19 protein-coding genes are annotated in these 18,660 nt (G+C 64.3%); 14 read left to right on the top strand and 5 right to left on the bottom strand.

Annotation, left to right across the window (positions count from 1 at the left end; all coding sequences use genetic code 11):
• Nucleotides 1-2 precede the first annotated feature (2 nt).
• From arsB to ACOKS3_RS20895, 3 genes are read right to left on the bottom strand one after another with little or no spacing between them, the layout of a single operon-like run.
• A complete protein-coding gene (gene arsB / locus ACOKS3_RS20885) occupies nt 3-1,025 on the bottom strand; it encodes an ACR3 family arsenite efflux transporter (RefSeq protein ID WP_009876565.1) in 1,023 nt (340 codons plus the stop codon).
• Nucleotides 1,026-1,083: 58 nt separating this feature from the next.
• Entirely contained in the window at nt 1,084-1,578 is a 495-nt protein-coding gene (locus ACOKS3_RS20890; RefSeq protein ID WP_009876566.1) for an arsenate reductase ArsC, read from the bottom strand.
• A gap of 4 nt (nt 1,579-1,582) precedes the next feature.
• Entirely contained in the window at nt 1,583-1,906 is a 324-nt protein-coding gene (locus ACOKS3_RS20895; RefSeq protein WP_009876567.1) for an ArsR/SmtB family transcription factor, read from the bottom strand.
• A gap of 725 nt (nt 1,907-2,631) precedes the next feature.
• Here ACOKS3_RS20895 and ACOKS3_RS20900 point away from each other — a divergent pair.
• The 11 genes from ACOKS3_RS20900 (at nt 2,632) to ACOKS3_RS20950 (ending at nt 12,821) form a co-directional block, all read left to right on the top strand.
• Nucleotides 2,632-3,378 carry a hypothetical protein gene (locus ACOKS3_RS20900; protein ID WP_011871432.1) on the top strand — a complete coding sequence of 249 codons (747 nt, stop codon included), beginning with the start codon at nt 2,632-2,634 and terminating at the stop codon, nt 3,376-3,378.
• Between the two features lie 118 nt (nt 3,379-3,496).
• A complete protein-coding gene (locus tag ACOKS3_RS20905) occupies nt 3,497-3,709 on the top strand; it encodes an AlpA family transcriptional regulator (RefSeq protein ID WP_009876569.1) in 213 nt (70 codons plus the stop codon).
• 42 nt (nt 3,710-3,751) lie between these two features.
• On the top strand, nt 3,752-4,627 hold the full coding sequence (locus ACOKS3_RS20910) for a ParA family protein (protein ID WP_011871433.1): 876 nt from the start codon (nt 3,752-3,754) through the stop codon (nt 4,625-4,627).
• Nucleotides 4,611-4,871 (top strand): hypothetical protein, encoded by a 261-nt coding sequence (locus ACOKS3_RS20915; protein ID WP_009876571.1) that lies wholly within the window; start codon nt 4,611-4,613, stop codon nt 4,869-4,871. Before ACOKS3_RS20910 ends, ACOKS3_RS20915 begins: the two co-directional genes overlap by 17 nt.
• Entirely contained in the window at nt 4,864-6,528 is a 1,665-nt protein-coding gene (locus ACOKS3_RS20920; RefSeq protein ID WP_009876572.1) for a ParB family protein, read from the top strand. Before ACOKS3_RS20915 ends, ACOKS3_RS20920 begins: the two co-directional genes overlap by 8 nt.
• Nucleotides 6,529-6,543: 15 nt before the next feature.
• Nucleotides 6,544-7,104: a DUF2857 domain-containing protein gene (locus tag ACOKS3_RS20925; protein WP_009876573.1), complete on the top strand. Its 561-nt coding sequence runs from the start codon at nt 6,544-6,546 to the stop codon at nt 7,102-7,104.
• Between the two features lie 3 nt (nt 7,105-7,107).
• The gene (locus tag ACOKS3_RS20930) at nt 7,108-8,358 is read left to right on the top strand and encodes an STY4528 family pathogenicity island replication protein (RefSeq protein ID WP_011871435.1); all 1,251 of its coding nucleotides are present in this window, start codon (nt 7,108-7,110) and stop codon (nt 8,356-8,358) included.
• Nucleotides 8,359-8,689: 331 nt separating this feature from the next.
• Nucleotides 8,690-9,469, top strand: coding sequence for a PFL_4669 family integrating conjugative element protein (locus ACOKS3_RS20935; protein ID WP_011871436.1), 780 nt, complete (start codon nt 8,690-8,692; stop codon nt 9,467-9,469).
• A complete protein-coding gene (locus ACOKS3_RS20940) occupies nt 9,466-9,993 on the top strand; it encodes a DUF3158 family protein (RefSeq protein ID WP_049323458.1) in 528 nt (175 codons plus the stop codon). Before ACOKS3_RS20935 ends, ACOKS3_RS20940 begins: the two co-directional genes overlap by 4 nt.
• Before the next feature lie 73 nt (nt 9,994-10,066).
• Nucleotides 10,067-10,507, top strand: coding sequence for a single-stranded DNA-binding protein (locus ACOKS3_RS20945; protein ID WP_003098976.1), 441 nt, complete (start codon nt 10,067-10,069; stop codon nt 10,505-10,507).
• Between the two features lie 283 nt (nt 10,508-10,790).
• The gene (locus ACOKS3_RS20950; protein WP_003116834.1) at nt 10,791-12,821 is read left to right on the top strand and encodes a DNA topoisomerase III; all 2,031 of its coding nucleotides are present in this window, start codon (nt 10,791-10,793) and stop codon (nt 12,819-12,821) included.
• Between the two features lie 723 nt (nt 12,822-13,544).
• Here the strand turns inward: ACOKS3_RS20950 and ACOKS3_RS20955 are convergent.
• Nucleotides 13,545-14,180 carry a cation efflux transmembrane domain-containing protein gene (locus tag ACOKS3_RS20955; RefSeq protein WP_003098972.1) on the bottom strand — a complete coding sequence of 212 codons (636 nt, stop codon included), beginning with the start codon at nt 14,178-14,180 and terminating at the stop codon, nt 13,545-13,547.
• A gap of 411 nt (nt 14,181-14,591) precedes the next feature.
• Between ACOKS3_RS20955 and ACOKS3_RS20960 the strand changes: the two genes are divergently transcribed.
• Nucleotides 14,592-14,801, top strand: coding sequence for a sterol desaturase family protein (locus ACOKS3_RS20960; protein ID WP_014747696.1), 210 nt, complete (start codon nt 14,592-14,594; stop codon nt 14,799-14,801).
• Between the two features lie 24 nt (nt 14,802-14,825).
• Nucleotides 14,826-15,188, top strand: coding sequence for a DUF3703 domain-containing protein (locus ACOKS3_RS20965; protein WP_196495817.1), 363 nt, complete (start codon nt 14,826-14,828; stop codon nt 15,186-15,188).
• Nucleotides 15,189-15,255: 67 nt separating this feature from the next.
• On the opposite strand, the gene cadR is transcribed toward ACOKS3_RS20965, so the two are convergent.
• A complete protein-coding gene (cadR, locus tag ACOKS3_RS20970; RefSeq protein ID WP_003098965.1) occupies nt 15,256-15,654 on the bottom strand; it encodes a Cd(II)/Pb(II)-responsive transcriptional regulator in 399 nt (132 codons plus the stop codon).
• Nucleotides 15,655-16,012: 358 nt separating this feature from the next.
• On the opposite strand from cadR, the gene ACOKS3_RS20975 reads away from it, so the two are divergent.
• The gene (locus tag ACOKS3_RS20975) at nt 16,013-18,658 is read left to right on the top strand and encodes a heavy metal translocating P-type ATPase (RefSeq protein ID WP_425311436.1); all 2,646 of its coding nucleotides are present in this window, start codon (nt 16,013-16,015) and stop codon (nt 18,656-18,658) included.
• Nucleotides 18,659-18,660 lie beyond the last annotated feature (2 nt).

Raw genomic sequence — 18,660 nt, forward strand, 5'->3', positions numbered from 1 at the left:
GATTACGCTTGGCGCTCGTACCAGCCGCGCGAGCGGTTGACCACGCGCACCACCAGCAGCATCACCGGCACCTCGATCAGCACGCCAACCACGGTGGCCAGCGCCGCGCCCGAGTGGAAGCCGAACAGACTGATGGCGGCGGCCACGGCCAGCTCGAAGAAGTTGCTCGCGCCGATCAGTGCCGAGGGGCCGGCGATGCTGTGCTTCTCGCCTACCTTGCGGTTGAGCCAGTACGCCAGCCCGGAATTGAAGAACACCTGGATCAGGATCGGCACCGCCAGCATGGCGATCACCAGCGGTTGCCGGATAATGGCCTCTCCCTGAAAGGCGAACAGTAGCACCAGCGTCAGTAGCAGCGCGGCGATCGACAGCGGGCCAATACGTTCCAGCGCCCGGTCGAACGCAACCTGACCCCGGCGCAGCAGCGCCCGGCGCCAGAGCTGCGCGAGGATGACAGGAATGACGATGTAGAGCGCGACCGACACCAGTAGCGTGGCCCATGGCACGATGATCGACGACAGGCCCAGCAGGAGGCCGACGACGGGCGCGAAGGCGAACACCATGATGGTGTCGTTCAGCGCCACCTGCGACAGCGTGAACACCGGATCGCCGCCGGTCAGCCGGCTCCACACGAACACCATCGCCGTGCAGGGCGCGGCGGCCAGCAGGATCAGCCCGGCGATGTAGCTGTCCAGCTGCCCGGCCGGCAGCCACTGTGCGAAGACATGGCGGATGAAGATCCACGCCAGCAGCGCCATCGAAAACGGCTTGACCGCCCAGTTCACAAACAGCGTGACGCCGATGCCGCGCCAGTGTCGCCTGACCTGGCCGAGTGCGCCGAAGTCCACCTTCAGCAGCATCGGCACGATCATCACCCAGATCAGCAAGCCCACCGGCAGGTTGACCTGGGCGACTTCCAGCTGGCCAATGGCCTGGAACGCGCCCGGCGCGAACTGGCCCAGCGCGATGCCGGCAACGATGCACAGCAGCACCCACAGGGTCAGATAGCGCTCGAAGCTGCTCATGGCAGATGCGGCCGGCGCGTGACCGGCCGCTTCGGTTTCTGTAGTCATCGCGCCGCCCTTACTGGCGGCCGATGTCGCGCAGCTCGCGCTGCAACGACATGGCGTCCAGGCGCTGGAGCGGCAGCGACAGGAACAGTTCAATGCGTCGGCGCAGCGTGATCGCGGCGTCGAGGAACGCTTTGCGCTGTTGCTCCTCAGTGCCCTCGACGGCTGCCGGATCAGGGACGCCCCAATGCGCCGACACCGGCTTGCCCGGCCACAGCGGGCAAGCCTCCCCAGCAGCGTTGTCGCAAACTGTAAAGATGAAGTCGAACACCGGCGCACCCGGTGCCACGAACTCGTCCCAGCTCTTGCTGCGGTAGCCGGTCGTCGGCAGGTGCAGCCGCTCCAGCGTGGCAAGTGCCAGCGGATGAACCTCGCCCTTGGGGTGACTGCCCGCCGAATAAGCGTGGAAGCGGCCCTTGCCCAGCTCGTTGAGCATGCCTTCGGCAAGGATGGAGCGGGCGGAATTACCCGTGCAAATGAACAATGCGTTGTAGATCGTGTCGGTCATGGCGTCAGCAGTCGCAGCGGGTGGATTCGGAAACCTCGCACACTCCGCCTTGGCAGCAATGCTCGGTCAGGTAGCCGATCAGGCCGTTCATGTGGTCGTATTCGGCGCGATAGATCAGGTTGCGGCCTTGCTGCTCGATGCTGACGAGGCCGGCGTGGGCCAGTTCCTTCAGATGGAAGGACAAGGTGTTGCGGGCCACGTCGAGCTGGTCGGCCAGCACGCTGGGCGTGAGTCCTTCCGGGCCGGCGACGACCAGGGCGCGGAACACACGCAGGCGCTGGGTGTGCGCCAAGGCGCTCAGGGCGGAAACGGCTTGATCTTCGTTCATGATTCGATAGTACAACAATTATTGAATTAATGGATAAGAATCAGCGGGCAAGTCATTCATGGCTTCGCGGCATACCGCCGTCGAGTTCTTGGACTATGTTCCGCGCATCACGCCCATCAAAGTCATCGCGGCAGCAAGATGCTTCTATCAAGAGCGGCGGATGCCTTCTCGCACCACGGACTAGTTCAAGGGAAGGCAGGATGCCTAGCGGGCGATAGAACTGCACTGCATCCTGATGCGATGTGACCATGTTTGGCCCACACCGCAGGCGCGTGAACGCAAAGTGCGTTGGATTGAACCAAGCAAAATGCTTCGCCGCAAGATGCTATGTCGATATATCAGGATGCCGAAACAAGCATGACATGCGCGGATTTCTCCAGGTCCCTCTGGACGTGGAGCAGCGGATGCAATCCCCTGCGCCTTGTGAAACCGTGGGGATATCAGACCATATCGAATCGGTCTTGATGTGCTTGACGCACCCCATGACGCTGGCACCGTGAGCGCAATTGTCGAGCGTGCTTCTTCCTTATTACTCGACGGACCGGCAACTGGTCAATTCTTGCATATCGAGCAAGAGAGAACCACCTGTGACGGGTGCCATGATCTCTTCCGTCCATGTTCCAGGGCATCGCCCCAGGCATCAGCCACAGGCATAACGAAAAAACAGCCCCTTGGTGGGGCAAGAAGGAGCCGGTGATGTAGCGCTTCCGAAAGGAGACGAAAACATGCACAAGGAGCCACCACTATCAAAGGTGTTCTATCGTCCCATCGAAGCTGCCATACGGTGGGCTGGGTTGTTGCGGTACGAAGCGGTGATCGTCGCATCGATCGCATCACCGCGTTGTCTGCCGCAGATGTTGGACTGCCCGCGATGGAACGAGTGTCGGCTGTACTCGGAACGCATCTACGACGGTATCCTCAACGCCGAACTACCCTTCGGCAAGAACGGGATCACACTTAATGACCCAGATCTGGTGAGTTCACTCGATCTGACCGTCCGCCATGTCGATCTGAAGCGGTGGATGCGCACCCACTATCCCGAGCATCGGCCGGGATTTCTGTTCAGTCGCGGCGAGCGCATGGTGCATCCCTTCATCACCATCGAGACAGGACAGGCAATCCTGCTGGAACGGCTGGCTCTGCAGGCCGCGCTGGACCATAGCCGACGCGAGATGCGCGAACTGCAACAGCAACACGAAGTCTTGCTAAAGCAGTCCGCCGTACTGCTGGCTCCCAAGCAGTGCGTGATCAGTGATCGGGCGGAAACTACATACCTGAACATCATCGGCGGCATGCTGACGCTGATGCTGAGCCAATCCCCATCCGGCGTGCCGTACTCCAGCTTCAAGACGCAGGAGGCCATCGTCACCGCATTGCTCGCCCACTATGGCGGCACCATGGGCATCACGGAGCGAACCTTGAACGGCAAGTTCGCCAATGCCAGGAAGAATGTCCGTAGCGCAGCCGCGTGAATTCTTCCATCTTGTATGTGCAGTCGCGGAGATTGCATTTGCAATGTTTTTCCGCAGCCATGTCTATTGAATAGAGGTCACGCCAACAAACGCTACTGAGCGTTCAGGAGTGACCGCCATGTCGCAAATACCTGTACTGCCACCGCACGAGCGCCGCATCCTGCGGCTCGATGAAGTTGAAGCGAAGTCCGGCTTCAAACGCGCCCACATCTACAACCTGATGAAGAAGCGCCAGTTTCCGCAGGCGTTGCGCCTGGGCGTGCGCGCCGTGGGCTGGGATTCGGTCGAGATCGACCAGTGGATCGCCGAACGCCTCAACAACCGGACCTGACCCGCTCCCCCTCGATTTTCCCATCGCCAAACGGAGAGCGCCATGCAGGTCGTATCCATAATTTCAACGAAAGGCGGCGTAGGCAAGACGACTACGGCCGCCAACCTCGGCGGCCTCGCCGCGGACGCGGGGCTGCGTGTGCTGCTGCTCGATCTCGACGTGCAGCCGACCTTGTCGTCCTATTACGAGCTGGCACACCGCGCTGCCGGCGGTATCTATGAGTTGCTGGCGTTCAACGAACGCGCCCTCGATCAGTTGGTGTCCCGCACCATCATCGCGGGCCTGGACCTGGTGCTCTCGAACGATCACCGGGGTGAACTGAACACGTTGCTACTGCACGCGCCAGACGGACGCCTGAGACTGCGGCACCTGCTGCCGGCGCTGGCGCCGCTTTATGACCTGGTGCTGATCGACACCCAGGGTGCACGCTCGGTGCTGTTGGAGATGGCGGTGCTCGCCTCTGACCTGGCGCTGTCGCCCGTGACCCCGGAAATTCTCGCTGCCCGCGAACTGCGACGCGGCACCATGCAGTTGCTGGAGGACATCGCGCCATACCGGCACCTCGGCATCGAACCGCCATCCCTGCACCTGCTCATCAATCGCGTCCACCCCGTGTCCGCGAATGCACGGATGATCCAGCAGGCGCTGCGCGACCTGTTCCAGGACCATGCCGGCATATGCGTGCTGGGCACCGACGTGCCGGCCATCGAGGCCTATCCGCGCGCCGCAACCCGCGGCCTGCCGGTGCATCGCGTCGAGCATCGCCAGCCGCCGGGCAGAGTTGCGCCCGCCGCGCTCGACACCATGCGCGCGCTCGCCGGCGAACTGTTCCCACAGTGGCAAGACAGATTTGCCCTCGTGTCCGGCCGTCCTCCTCGTTCCATTGAAACCGGGAGGTCACATGGCGAACGCACATGAACTGGCCCGCGGCCACAAACGGCTGCGCGCCCTGATTGAGTTTGCGGTGAGCGAAGGCTGGCACGTCAAGCGCACACGGGGCGGACACCTCAAGTTCACCAAGGCCGGCTGCGCCGCCATCTACACCAGCTCAACAGCGAGCGACTACCGGGCGGATCTCAACGCCCGTGCACAGATCCGCCGCGCCGAGCGCGAGGCCCGCATGGCCCGGGCCGTCAACGCCGAGGGATGTGGTCATGGCTGAGATGACCTCCCAGGACATGGCCGGCAAGCTGCTTGCCGCCGGGTTCGAGCGCAGTGGGCCATCGGCCACGGCCTTGAGCGACCCGATCGCCGACACGCCGATGGTCGTGACGCTGGACCAGTTGCGGCCCTACGACCACGACCCCCGCAAAAAGCGCAACTCGGCCTACGATGAAATCAAGGCCTCCATCCGAGAGCGCGGCCTGGACGCGGCGCCAGCGATCACACGCCGTCCTGGCGAGGCGCACTACATCATCCGCAACGGCGGCAACACCAGGCTGGCGATCCTGCGTGAACTCTGGGCGGAGACCAAGGACGAACGCTTCTTCCGCATATCGTGCCTGTTCCGGCCGTGGCCTGCGCGCGGAGAGATCGTCGCCCTGACCGGGCACCTCGCCGAGAACGAACTACGCGGCGGCCTCACGTTCATCGAGCGCGCCCTGGGCGTCGAGAAAGCCCGCGAGTTCTATGAGGCTGAAAGCGGCACCACCCTGAGCCAGTCCGAGCTGGCCCGCCGCCTGGCCGCCGACGGCTTCCCAGTCCAGCAGTCGCACATCAGCCGCATGGCTGACGCGGTGCGCTACCTGCTGCCCGCGATCCCGACCGTCCTATACGGGGGCCTCGGCCGCCACCAGGTCGAGCGGCTGTCGGTCATGCGCAAAGCCAGCGAACGCACGTGGGAGCACTATGCCAAAGGCCGCTCCCTGCCGCTGGACTTCGACAGCTTCTTTCTGGAGGCGCTGTCGCAATTTGATGTCCAGCCCGACGAGTTCTCGCCGCCGCGTGTGCAGGACGAGTTGATCGGTCAGATGTCCGAGCTGCTGGGCATCGACTACGACGTGCTCGCCTTGGACCTGACCGAATCCGAGAGCCGCCACCGCGCCCTGGTCAGCGACCCAACCCCGCCATCGGCGCCGCCGGCATTGCCCGAGCCTGGGGCCATCGCACGGCCGCCGATCGAACCGGCACCGCCCCCCACTACAACTGCACCTTCTGCGGGCCACTCTGCCGACGCGCCGACAAGGCCCCGGGACGATGGGGCCCCGAGCGAGGCATCCGCAGCCAGCCCTGCGGCAGCGAATGGCGGTCTGCTTGACGAGCACATCATCTCTCCGGCACCCACGACGGAGCGGCTCCAGTCCATCCAGCGCATGGTCGCCGACCAGTTGGGCGATGCGCTGCCGCCCGACTTCTCGGCCAACGTCTTGCAGTCGATTCCCGTGCAGGCCGGTGGCCTCTATCCCATCTCGGACATCTGGTATATCGACCCTGGCCTCGACACACCCGACCGCCTGCGCATCCACATCGCGCAGTTCGCGCGCGAGATCGCGGGCGAGGCCGACCTGGACGCGTGTGTCGAGGATCGTTCTGATGGCATCGGGTTCACGTGTCGTGCCCCAGCCCAGGCTTCGTCGCCGCTCGCACGCGCCGTGCTCGCACTACTGGTTTCCCTGGCCGGTCAGCAGCCAGCCGGCGTCGGCTTGGACAGCGGGCAACTCATCACAGACCTGCCAGCGCTGTTGCACGGCCAGGGTCAACGTCGTGACGGCGGGGCCCGGCGATTGAGCGACACCGCGCTGGTCAAGCTGTTTCGTCTGCTGCGGCTGGCCCGGCGCCTGCTGGATCTGGAAGCCGGCGCTGTCGGTTCTGGGATCTGAGCGAGGGAGGCCTGCATGTCCGCACCGAACCCACTCAACCAGGCCGTCATCGCGCAGGCACTCTACGACCTACGAAACGGGCAACTGCGTCGCTGCAAGGCGATGGGGTTCGGCGAGGAAGAGCTGGATGCGCTCAAGCATCCGGCGCTGATCAGCGTGCTGGCCAATGCCAACGTCTCCTGGTGCTCTGTCTCGGTGAACCGGGAAGTGCTCCGGCGATTGCTCAAACAGGCGCAGGACGTGGAGAAGGAGATCGCCACCGTCGATCGCATGCTGCGCCTGGGTGCCAGTACCGAAATGGTGAGCCGCTTCTACGGGCTGACACATCAGGAAGTCGCACTTCGGCGCGAAGTTCTCGGCCTGCCCAAACGCAAGGGGCGCCATCCGGTTCTGGACGAGGAGCAGGACACCGAGCTGTGGCGGCGCTGGAAGGTCGTGACCAGCAGCAGGAACGTCGAGCTGGAGGATGAGACCTCGGTTCTTGATGCGGCAATGGACCTCGCCGAAGGCATGGAGCTGCCGCTGTCGGTGGTCTGGGCTGCGATCAAGAACTGGATCGATCAGGGACTGGGTTGAATCATGGCCGTGGACGACGCTGCACCACGAGCACCACGCCAAGGTCCGGTCGCCCTCGCTGATCTGTTCGACAGCGCGCTGAAAGACCTTGCACCGAAACCTCGCCCACTAGCACCGGCTCCCGCCTTCGCATCCGCGACGTCTCCTGTGTCTGCAACCGGCGACGGTTTCCTGTTCAGTGGAAATCGGCACGAGAGCGTGCCGCGACGGCTGTTCCTCGACCGACGCCTGACGCCGCTGGAACGCAATGCCTGGCAAGTCTTCCGGATGATGCTCAACGAGGATGGCGTCACGGCGTTTCCGACGTATGAGCAACTTCGCCCGTGGCTCGCGTCAATGCCCTGCGCCGGACAGGCCTCCCACGAGACCGTGGCACGGGCGCTGACGCTGTTGCGCCTGACGCGCTGGTTGAGTCTCGTGCGCCGCAGGCGCGACCCCAAGACCGGGCGCATCCTCGGCAACCTCTACGTCCTGCACGATGAGCCCCTGACCCCGTTCGAGGCGATGCAGCTCGACCCGGACTACCTGCAGCTCGTCAGCCAAGCCCTGGGCCATTCGGCCAGGGCCGTTCAGGTCGTGGGCTTGCACACGCTCAATGAGATCGCCGAAGACCCGCTGCTGTCTGGCCGCATGCTGCCCTCGCGGCTGCAGGTCCTTGCCGAACGCCTCGCAAGCCAAGGCATTGGGTCGCAGGAGAGTTATCCACAGGAGGACACGGTTCACGATTCCGAAGAAGGGGCGCCGAGCCTTCTTCGGAATTCTGATCGGCCCTCTTCGGATTCCGAAGCAGGGCCAAAACACGCAGCAGACGGCGCTCTTCGGAATCCGAAACAGGACCGTACTGTACGTAGTAGTCGTATTAATGAAGTACGTACTACCGCGCGTGAGCGTGGGCAGGCGCGCGCGATGCCGGGAGTTCGTCTGCCTGATCGCTTTCTCGGCTTGAAAGATGAACAGCAGGCCGGCGCCATGGTGGCATTGCAGCAGGTCGATGCCCCGCTACGCCAGGCCGTGCTGGACGAATGGGCGGATCGCTGTCGTGGCAGCACCATCCGCAACCCGGCAGGCTACCTGTTCGGCATCATCCAACGTGCCATCCGTGGCGAGTTCAACGCATGGGCCAGGCAAGCTGGGTCAGCACCGCCACCTGCCCCTGCACGAGATGCACCGCCTGAGCCACCGCGCAATGTAGTTCCGCCCGAGGTAGCCCGGCAGCACATCGACCGGCTGCGCGACCTTCTGCGCAGTAGCTGAGCGCGACGAGCGACAAGGGCGTGAAGCAGACGCCCGTGGCCGTCAGTAGAGCTATCCCCTGGGGATAGATGTGATGCAAGGCGTAACACCGAAAGACACAGGCTGGGTGCTTCTGTCCACGGTGCTGCAGTGGCGTCCGGTTCCTGAGCGCACCCACCATCTGCGCGAGCAGCGCTCTGTGGCGTTTGATGGAGCTATCCCCTGGGGATAGCTCGCATTGCGGGCCGCCACCACCACGACAACCGGGGACCAGTTCATTTCGGTTTGTTGACTGACTGCCTTCCGCTGCATGCCGATCCTGACCGCTCCTTTTCCCAAGCGAGCGGACACCATGGCAACCAACGAACCTCTGCAACTCAATCTCGGCTCTTTGCGCAGCGCGATGTCGCTGACGCTTCACACCCACCACGCATCGCGCATCTGGCATGGCCGCGCCGCCGCCGAGGGGCGACCCGGCATCGTCGGCCTGAACGGCTACATCGCCGTGATGAACAAGATGAAGCGCGGCTCGGAACAGGATGACCCGTACAGCGACTGGTGGATGTTGCGCATCGAGGAAAAGCTCGACCAGGCCAAGACCACGTTGCAATCGCTGCGCGAGCAGGTGGACCAGGCATTGGCCGGCGTGCCAGCGGCGTTGAGCCTGGGCGAGAACCTCAACGTGCAACCGGTGAAGCTCCCCTTGTTCGTGAACGCGCAGCTCGGCTTTGCCGCGGTCTATCTCCTGGCCGACTATGACGACATCGCCCGCAAGCTGATCCTCGCCCATCACACCGCGCTGATCGATCGCTCGACATTGGAGCGGTGGCTCAACGAAGGCGCTCACACGCTGCGCAGCCTGTTCAGCCTGGCCCAGCAGTACCGCTACTCGGGATGCACCCGCGACGACTTCGCGGCCAAGAACGCCGCAGCGCGGGCGGCGCTGGAGAAGTTCGGCGACTTGCCGCAGGACGTGCTCGAAGGCGCTCGCCGCTCGAAGTTTGCGCCGCCCGTCGTGCGCCGCGGCCTGCAACAGCGCAGTGATAGCGCTGCCGCAGCCGCACCTCCCAGCGACGAAGGCACTGCCGCCGATCCGGCCGAGGCCAGCACCGGCGAGGACGAACAGGCATGAGCGACCCGAACCGCGAACCTCGCTACTTCCGTGGTCTGGAACAGCCAGCCTTCATGCGGCTGGAACACGCGGCCTCTCTAAAAGGCCTTTTAAAGCCTTTTAAAGGTAAAGGGGACTTCGAGGCCTGGGCCAGCCAGTGCTTCGCCATGCGCGACGAGTTGATTGCCCTGGCGCAGCGACAGGTGCTGCCACAGGCGTGCGGGCATCCCTTCCACCTGCTTCCCGTCGAGCTGGCCCAGCAGACCACTGGCGCAGGCACGACCTTTCTTCGCTGGCGCAAGCACGATCGATCGGCCATGGGCGTGGCGTTGTGGCAGGAGCTGATGGCGAGCCCCAGCACGCCGGTCAACCTGCTGCACGACCTGCACGAGATCGAACTGCAGCGCGTCATGCTGAACATGCAGATCAGCCTGCTGCACACCCTGGGCAGGCAAGCACAGGAATGCGCCAGCAAGGCCGCGCAGGCGGACAACACCTACCTGCGCCGGCTCGCGTCCGTTCCTGCCGCAGTGCGCGATCGGTGATTGCGCCTGCCATCCGAGCACGCGCCCGAGCCCAACGAGGCACGGGTATTTCAACCACCACGGAGATTCCAACATGAGCACACAATTCATCGGCGAGGGCAACATCGGATCGCCTCCCGAGTACCGCGAATTCCCCAATGGCAACGACGATCCTCGCCGGTTGCTCCGGCTGAACGTGTACTTCGACAACCCCGTCCCCACCAAGGGCGGCGAGTTCGAGGACCGCGGCGGCTTCTGGGCGCCGGTGGAACTCTGGCACCACGACGCCGACCGCTGGCAGCAGCTCTACCAGAAGGGCATGCGGGTGCTGGTCGTCGGCCGCATGGAGCGCGACCCCTGGACGGACAACGAAGATCAGCCGCGTGAGACTTGGCAGGTCAACGCGCGCAGTGTCGGCATCCTGCCGTACCGCATCGAGTCTGTGGCCCTCAGCCCGAAGCCACAGGAGGCAGAGCCGAAGCCCCAGGCCACCCAGGAATCGACGGCGCCGAAAGAGACCAAGCGCAGGAAGTGATCGGGCATGGAGGGCGGCTGCCGCAGTGCTTCGCCGCCCTCCATGCGCTGCGAATTATCCCCAGGGGATAGCTCCACCAACGTCCACCGAGTTCCACGCGCGCTCCCGGAAATCGCGGCTCTCGGCCCGCACACTTCCGGCCACGCACCTTCCCCGCACTCGCCATTTCATCGGCGTGAAAGCGGTCGCTGCCGCATGCGGCTTGTTTGCTGCTGCCAGGGGCTGCGCTCGGCATCCTCGATCCCAGCAACTCCATGAACAACAGGAATCGGGATGGACGGATATGCGGCTGTTCTTGTGCGAGAAGCCCTCCCAGGGCAAAGACATTGGCCGGATTCTCGGCGCCACGCAGCGCGGTGAAGGCTGCCTCAACGGTTCCGGCGTCACGGTCACCTGGTGCATCGGCCATCTCGTGGAGGCGGCGCCGCCCGAGGCCTACGACGAGCAGCTCAAACGATGGTCCGTTGAGCAGTTGCCCATCATTCCCCAGCACTGGCGGGTCGAGGTCAAACCGAAGACCGCCACGCAATTCAAGGTCGTCAAGGCGCTCTTGGCGAAGGCGACTCACCTGGTTATCGCCACCGATGCCGACCGCGAGGGCGAATTGATCGCCCGCGAGATCGTGGAGCTTTGCGGCTACCGCGGCCCCATCGAACGCCTGTGGCTGTCGGCGCTCAACGATGCGTCCATTCGGGCGGCACTGGGCAAGCTGCGGCCTTCGGCCGAGACGCTTTCGATGTACCACTCGGCGCTGGCGCGCTCCCGTGCGGATTGGCTCGTGGGCATGAACCTGAGCCGGCTGTTCACGGTGCTGGGGCGACAGGCGGGTTACGACGGCGTGCTGTCGGTCGGCCGCGTACAGACCCCGACGCTCAAGCTCGTTGTGGACCGCGACCGCGAGATCGCGCGCTTCGTGTCCGTACCATACTGGGCCATCGCCGTGTCCCTGTTCGCAGGCGGTTCGACTTTCGCCGCGCAATGGGTTCCACCCGATGCGTGCACCGACGACGCAGGCCGCTGCCTGCGGCAGCCGGTCGCACAGCAGACCATGCAGCAGATCCGCGCTGCGGGCAGTGCCCACGTCGTGTCGGTGGAGACTGAGCGTGTCCGCGAAGGCCCGCCGCTGCCGTTCGACCTGGGCACCTTGCAGGAAGTGTGTTCCAAGCAGCTTGGGCTGGACGTGCAGGAAACCTTGGAGATTGCCCAAGCCCTGTACGAGACGCACAAGGCCACGACGTACCCCCGCTCGGACTCCGGCTACCTGCCCGAGAGCATGTTTGCCGAAGTGCCCACCGTTCTCGACAGCCTGCTCAAGACCGATCCCTCGCTGCGCTCGATCATGGGCCAGCTCGACCGCTCGCAGCGCTCGCGCGCCTGGAACGATGGCAAGGTCACGGCGCACCACGGCATCATCCCGACGCTCGAACCGGCGAAGCTCTCCGCCATGAGCGAGAAGGAACTGGCCGTGTACAGGCTCATCCGGTCGCATTACCTGGCGCAGTTCCTCCCTCACCACGAGTTCGACCGCACTGTGGCCAAGTTTTCGTGCGGGGGGCAGAACCTGGCGGCCACGGGCAAGCAGGTTGTCATCCCGGGTTGGCGCCAGGTGCTCGCCGAGCCGCAGGCCGAAGACGGTGATGGCGAGGGCGATACTGCGGTCCGCGCCCAGGTGCTGCCCGCGCTGCCGAAACTGTATGAGGGCCTGGCATGCCAGGTGGCCGACGTCGATCTCAAGGCACTCAAGACGCTGCCGCCCAAACCGTACACGCAAGGCGAGTTGGTCAAGTCCATGAAAGGCGTCGCCAAGCTGGTGTCCGATCCCCGCCTGAAGCAGAAGCTCAAGGATACGGTTGGCATCGGCACCGAAGCGACGCGGGCCAACATCATCGGCGGCCTGATCGCTCGCGGCTACCTCGTGAAGAAGGGGCGCGCCATCCGCGCCTCGGATGCGGCTTTCACTTTGATCGATGCCGTGCCTGCGGCGATTGCCGACCCTGGCACCACCGCCGTCTGGGAACAGGCGCTCGACATGATCGAGGCCGGACAGCTCACCCTGGACGTGTTCATCGGCAAGCAGGCCGCGTGGATTTCGCAGTTGATTGCGCAGTACGGCAGCGCCTCCCTGTCCATCAAGGTTCCCCAAGGGCCGGCATGCCCGCAGTGCGGCGCACCCACGCGCCAGCGCAGCGGCAAGAGCGGCCCGTTCTGGTCGTGCAGCCGCTACCCGGACTGCAAAGGCACGCTGCCAGTCGAATCCGGCAGCTCCAAGCGCGGCGCCTCGCGCCCGCGCCGTAGCGGCCGCAAAGGCTCCTGACCGCCCCCGTTCCCCGTGAGCCGTGCCCGCCTTCGGCGGCGTGGCCCCTGTCCCGCACTCCGCCGCATGCCCTGCGGGACGCCCAGCGCGCAACGCCTTCTTGATCCGTGTGCGCGTCCCGCCCAGCCGTCCCCGGCCGCGGGACCTGAAGGTAGCTTCTCTGCGAGCCGCACCACGCGCGTTCTGTTGATCTGCGTTTCTTCCGCCCTCTGCGAAGGGTCTCCCGGTGGCTTGCCAGGCTGCACGAGCCACCGGGAGACCCTTCGTGGTCAGCGGTAATCGGTGCCGGTGCCCGCCGGTGCAAAAACGGGCTCCCTTTGTGCGCGGATGTGCGCCAGACGATGCCGGCCCCAGCCACGACATGGGCCGGGTGTGATTGCTTGATGAGCAGACGGTTCTAGCGACGACCGGGCCTGCCAATCAGCCCACGGGTGGTTCCTCTTTTCTCCCGAGCCGAAGGCCGTTGGGCCTTCGGCGCCATTCTCCTGCCCATCAACGTCCCGGCCCGGCCATTGGCCTGGGCCACACGAACAGGAGAGACGACATGCACCCTCAACCTTGCGCACCGCTGCTGTACGGCAGACGGAGGTCGAGAACGGCATGCCCGCCTATCGCGCGGCCATCGCCAATGGTACGCTCGGCTGCAGCCGAGGCCGTAGCCCAAAGGCTGGACTACCTCTTTTGCAGAGGTAAACCTCGGGATGAACTGGGCGAAAACATGCCTTATGTGCCCGCCTTACGGCGAGCTGTTTCCGATGCTTCGCGCAGGATTTCCCGCCCCCCATTCGCTGCGATTGCGGCCACGATGACGCCCAGCACCAGATCCGGGATGTTCGACCCGAACCCCATCACCAGCACCCCGGACAGCACAATCGCACCATTGACGATGGAGTCGTTGCTGGTAAAGATCGCTGACGCCTTGAAGTTCACATCTTCCCCGCGATGGCGGCGCAGTAGTCTGAGGCACACTAGGTTCAAAGCCGCGTTCAGCGCGGCCATGGCCATCATGGCTGGGCCGACAGGCTCTTCCCCTCCAGCGAAGCGGCGTAGGACTTCCAACAGCAGCAGCGCGGCCAGGCCGATTAGCAAGAAACCCGACAAGCGGGCCGCGCCCACCTTGACCGTTGCCGCACGACCGACGGCATACAGGCTAACCGCATAGACCGACGCATCGGCGAGGTTGTCCAACCCGGCGCCCATCAGCGCCGTAGAGCCAGCCCAGATGCCAAGGGCAATGCCGGCGGCGGACTGCGTCAGGTTGATCAGCAACACAGTCAGAAGAATCTTTCGGTCCTTCGCATCGCTCGCATCTAGGCGGCCCAACTCGTCGTTTTCGTGATTTCTGTGGTTTTCAGCCATGCATTGTTCCTTCCAAATCGATGGATGCTGAAGCCTGTAGCGGCTGGAGAGTCAAGGCGCAGATGCAACGAACTTGCCACAGGGTCTTCCCGGACGCCCTTGACTCTACCGTAGCTAGAAGGTTTTCCAATCCAGTCAGAGCTTTAGGACAGAACAGATGAGCACCAATGCGCCCCCTTCATTGCGACTGTCATCCGGTATGGCTGCTATCCACTGATCCGTGGCGCCACTGCGGTTGTGCTCTTCGGCGAGCTCGCGACCGGCCGGCCGTCTTTTCCGACGGAGCTACTCACAGTGATCGTCGCGCTCGCTTGTGCCGCCTTGCTAGAGGGCGGGCGGCCTTTCCACTCCCCGTTGAGCCAGTAGCGGCGTTCCAAGCTGTGGTTGGCCGTCGGCGCATGGCTCGGCTTCTTGGTCGTGCATCTGGCCTTCCAGCACTCCAATCTGGGATACCGGGTCGGGCCGTTGGGATTGTTGATCGGGGTGGCTGAAGCCCATCGCTGGCATCACAAGCGTGAGCACGAAGACGCCCAAGTCAACTACGGCGATTTCTGGATGCCCGGGGGCCACTTGTTCAGCGCTTTCCGGTCGCAAAAGCACACGCTGGGCGCCAAAGAGTGACACTCAAGAAAGATGGACTTTCCAATGGACTACGGCCCGCAGCTTGTCTATCCCTTCCGGAGCCGGCCAGCAGCGGCAAACGCTTGCGCTGCTGGCTATACGATCTTGCCCACGTCGCATTCTTGCGCGAGTCGGGCCTTGCGGCTTCTTGCGAAGCGATCGCGAGTTGCGTGGCGTGCCCATGAGTCGGGCCGCGTCGTGGCGCACTGCTACCTTGGCCTGCACCTGCACCTGCGCAGCCACGCCGCGATGCTCGGTCTGGCCTGGAGAACCCGTAAGGTGGCGGAGATTGCGGCGCGCAGGTCGTCCGGCTCGCGCTGGCTCCTGTGGGCCACGCCCTCGGTCGCACGCCGTCTCAAAACGTCAGAATCGCGCGCTTTCGCATGATGGAGCGCGGCACGTGGCTCTCAGAACTGGACCCGATCACTTCCAGCACCGATGACACGCTCGAGCTTCAGGCGGGCTCGGCCAAGCTGTTGAGAATGCCGCACTCGCGCGAGGTTCGGGCGCTATCGCAGGAGCGTCGCAGATCCATTAACTCGCGCTCCAAGGCGCGCAATTCCTTCATCTTGGTCCGCACTTGCGCGATATGAGCGTCGACCAGCGCGTTCACCTCGCCGCAGCCCAACTCTGGCCGATCCCGTAAGTTCAGCAGTTGACGGATCTCATCCAGCGTCATGTCCTTCGCCCGGCAGCGGCGGATGAACAGCAAGCGCTGCAAATGGACTTCGTCATAGAGCCTGAAGTTGCCCTCGCTACGTGCAGGCTCGGGCAGCAAGCCTTCTGACTCGTAAAAGCGCACGGTCTGCACCAAGCAATCTGCCTTCTTGCCCAGTTCACCGATCCGCATCATGGTTGCTTCCTATAAAAAACTTGACTCTATATCTACTAGAGGTTTTCTAATGATGGCATCCGGGGAAAACCTTGTCAATGAAGAGCGATCTATGAACAAAGAACCTTCCAGCCCATGCGCCTGCTCCGGCGGCAATGGCCAACAGACGGCGTGCGCCAGTGAGCAGGCCAGCACTGAAACCACCGTTTTCCACGTGAGCAACATGGATTGCCGCAATGAGGAAGCACTGGTGCGGCGAACGCTGGAGGGCATGCCCGGTGTCGAGCGGCTCCTGTTCGATCTTCCGCAGCGTTTGTTGACCATTTCGCACCGCGAAGTCTCGGCCGATGCCTTGGAGCAAGCGCTGAATTCGGTGGGCATGAAGGCTCAGGCTGTCCGAGACGCCGCCGTGTCGACCACCTACCGCATCGAGAACATGGACTGCCCGAGCGAGGAGAAACTCATCCGCTCGCACCTCGGGGCAGTCGAGGGAATTCAGGACCTCGACTTCGACCTCGCTGAGCGCACCCTGTCGGTGAAACACCTCGCTCAGGCACGCGCGCAGATGGAGCAGGTCCTGGCCTCGATCGGCATGCGCGCCAAGGAGCAGACCTTCGGCCACACGGGGCCGATCGAAGCCGCGGCTGTGATCCCATCCTCGGCCCTGCAGCAGCAACCAACCGCTGCCGTTTCCGCGCCGCCGATCGGCGAGCGGGTGACGTACCGGATCGAGAACATGGATTGCCCGACGGAAGAAGCGCTGATCCGCGACCGGCTGGGCAAGCTGCCGGGTGTGACCGCGCTCGACTTCAATCTGATGCAGCGTGTGCTGGGAGTCCAGCACACGCTGGCGACCTCAGCGCCGATCGAGAAGGCGCTTGCTTCCATTGGAATGCAGGCTGCGCGGCAGGACATGCAGACAGCCACCACGGTACTTCGCATCGCGAAGATGGACTGTCCGACCGAGGAAAGTCTGATCCGCGGCAAGCTGCAAGGCATGCCGGGCGTGCAGGGAATGGATTTCAACCTGATGCAGCGCACGCTCACGGTTCGGCACACACCCGACGCGATCAAGCCGGCAGTCGAAGCCATCGAATCGCTGGGCATGGAAGCCGAGGTCCAGAGGACTGATGAGCCGCGCGATGCCCCGGTGGCCGCGCACAAGACCAATTGGTGGCCGATGGCGGTTTCGGGCGTTGCGGCGGTGGCCGCCGAAGGCGTGTACTGGGTCAACGACGGCAATCATTGGGCCGTGATCGTGCTGGCACTGGTTTCGATCTTCACCGGCGGCCTCAGCACCTACAAGAAGGGCTGGATCGCGCTGAAGAACCTCAACCTGAACATGAACGCCCTGATGGCCATCGCGGTCACCGGCGGCATGGCGATCGGCCACTGGCCGGAGGCCGCCATGGTCATGTTCCTGTTCGCGTTGGCGGAAGTGATCGAGGCGAAGTCGCTGGACCGCGCCCGCAACGCCATTCGGGGGCTGATGGACTTGGCGCCCGAGACCGCGACCGTGCGGCAGGCCGATGGCTCATGGACAGAGCTGCCGGCCAAGGAGGTCGCAAAGGGCGCGGTGGTCCGCGTGCGTCCTGGCGAGCGCATCGCACTGGACGGCCTGATCACCTCGGGTCGATCGGCCATCAACCAGGCGCCCATCACCGGCGAGAGCCTGCCCGTCGAGAAGGCCGAAGGTGACCAGGTCTTCGCCGGAACCATCAATGAGACCGGCTCTTTCGAATACAAGGTGACCGCAGGCGCCAGCGACTCGACGCTCGCGCGCATCATCCATGCCGTGGAGTCCGCGCAGGGCAGCCGTGCGCCCACGCAGCGCTTCGTCGACCAGTTCGCCCGCGTCTACACGCCGGCGGTGTTCGCGGTGTCCGTGCTGGTTGCCGTCGTGCCGCCGCTCGCCTTCGGCGGCGCATGGTTTGACTGGGTCTACAAGGCCCTGGTACTGCTGGTGATCGCCTGCCCCTGCGCTCTGGTCATCTCCACGCCGGTCACCATCGTCAGCGGCTTGGCCGCTGCCGCCCGACGCGGCATCCTGATCAAGGGTGGCGTCTACCTGGAGGGCGGGCGCAAGCTCAAGGCGTTGGCCCTGGACAAGACCGGCACACTCACACATGGCAAGCCCGAGCAGACCGACTTCGTGCCGCTGATCGGCGAGGCGCAGGAAGTTGCCGCCTGGGCCGCAAGCCTCGCGGCACGCTCGGACCATCCTGTGTCTCAGGCCATCGCCCGCAAGGCGAACCGTGACGGCATCGCGCTGCACGAGGTCGACGACTTCGCGGCGCTGCCTGGCCGCGGCGTGCGCGGCCGCGTCGCCGGGCGCATGTTGCACATGGGCAACCACAGGCTCGCCCAGGAGCTGGGCCTGAGCGAAGCGACGCTCCAGGCTCGGCTGGAGACCCTGGAGCGCCAAGGCAAGACAGCGATCCTGCTGATGGACGATGCGACCGTGCTCGGCATTTTTGCAGTGGCCGACACCGTGAAGGAAACCAGCCGTGAGGCGGTGGCCGACCTGCAGGCGCTGGGTGTGCGCACGCTGATGCTGACGGGGGACAACCAGCACACGGCCGCGGCCATCGCTGCCCAGGTCGGAATCTCTGAAGCCCGTGGTGACCAACTGCCCGAAGACAAGCTCAAGACCATCGAAAGCCTGGTCGGCGGCGAGGGCCAGGTGGGCATGGTGGGCGACGGCATCAACGATTCGCCCGCGCTCGCCCGTGCCGACATCGGCTTCGCCATGGGCGCGGCCGGCACCGACACCGCGATCGAAACAGCCGACGTCGCCCTGATGGACGACGACCTGCGCAAGATCCCCGCCTTCATCCGGCTGTCGCGTAGCACTGCGGCGATCCTCACGCAGAACATCGTTCTGGCCCTTGGCATCAAGGCGGTGTTCCTTGCGTTGACGTTCACAGGGCATGCCACCATGTGGATGGCTGTGTTCGCTGACATGGGGGCAAGTCTTTTGGTTGTCGTCAATGGGCTGCGCCTCCTGAAGTTCAAGGCGGCATGAAC

The organism is Pseudomonas sp. HS6-2, from assembly GCF_049325675.2.
GTDB lineage: Bacteria > Pseudomonadota > Gammaproteobacteria > Pseudomonadales > Pseudomonadaceae > Aquipseudomonas > Aquipseudomonas putida_N.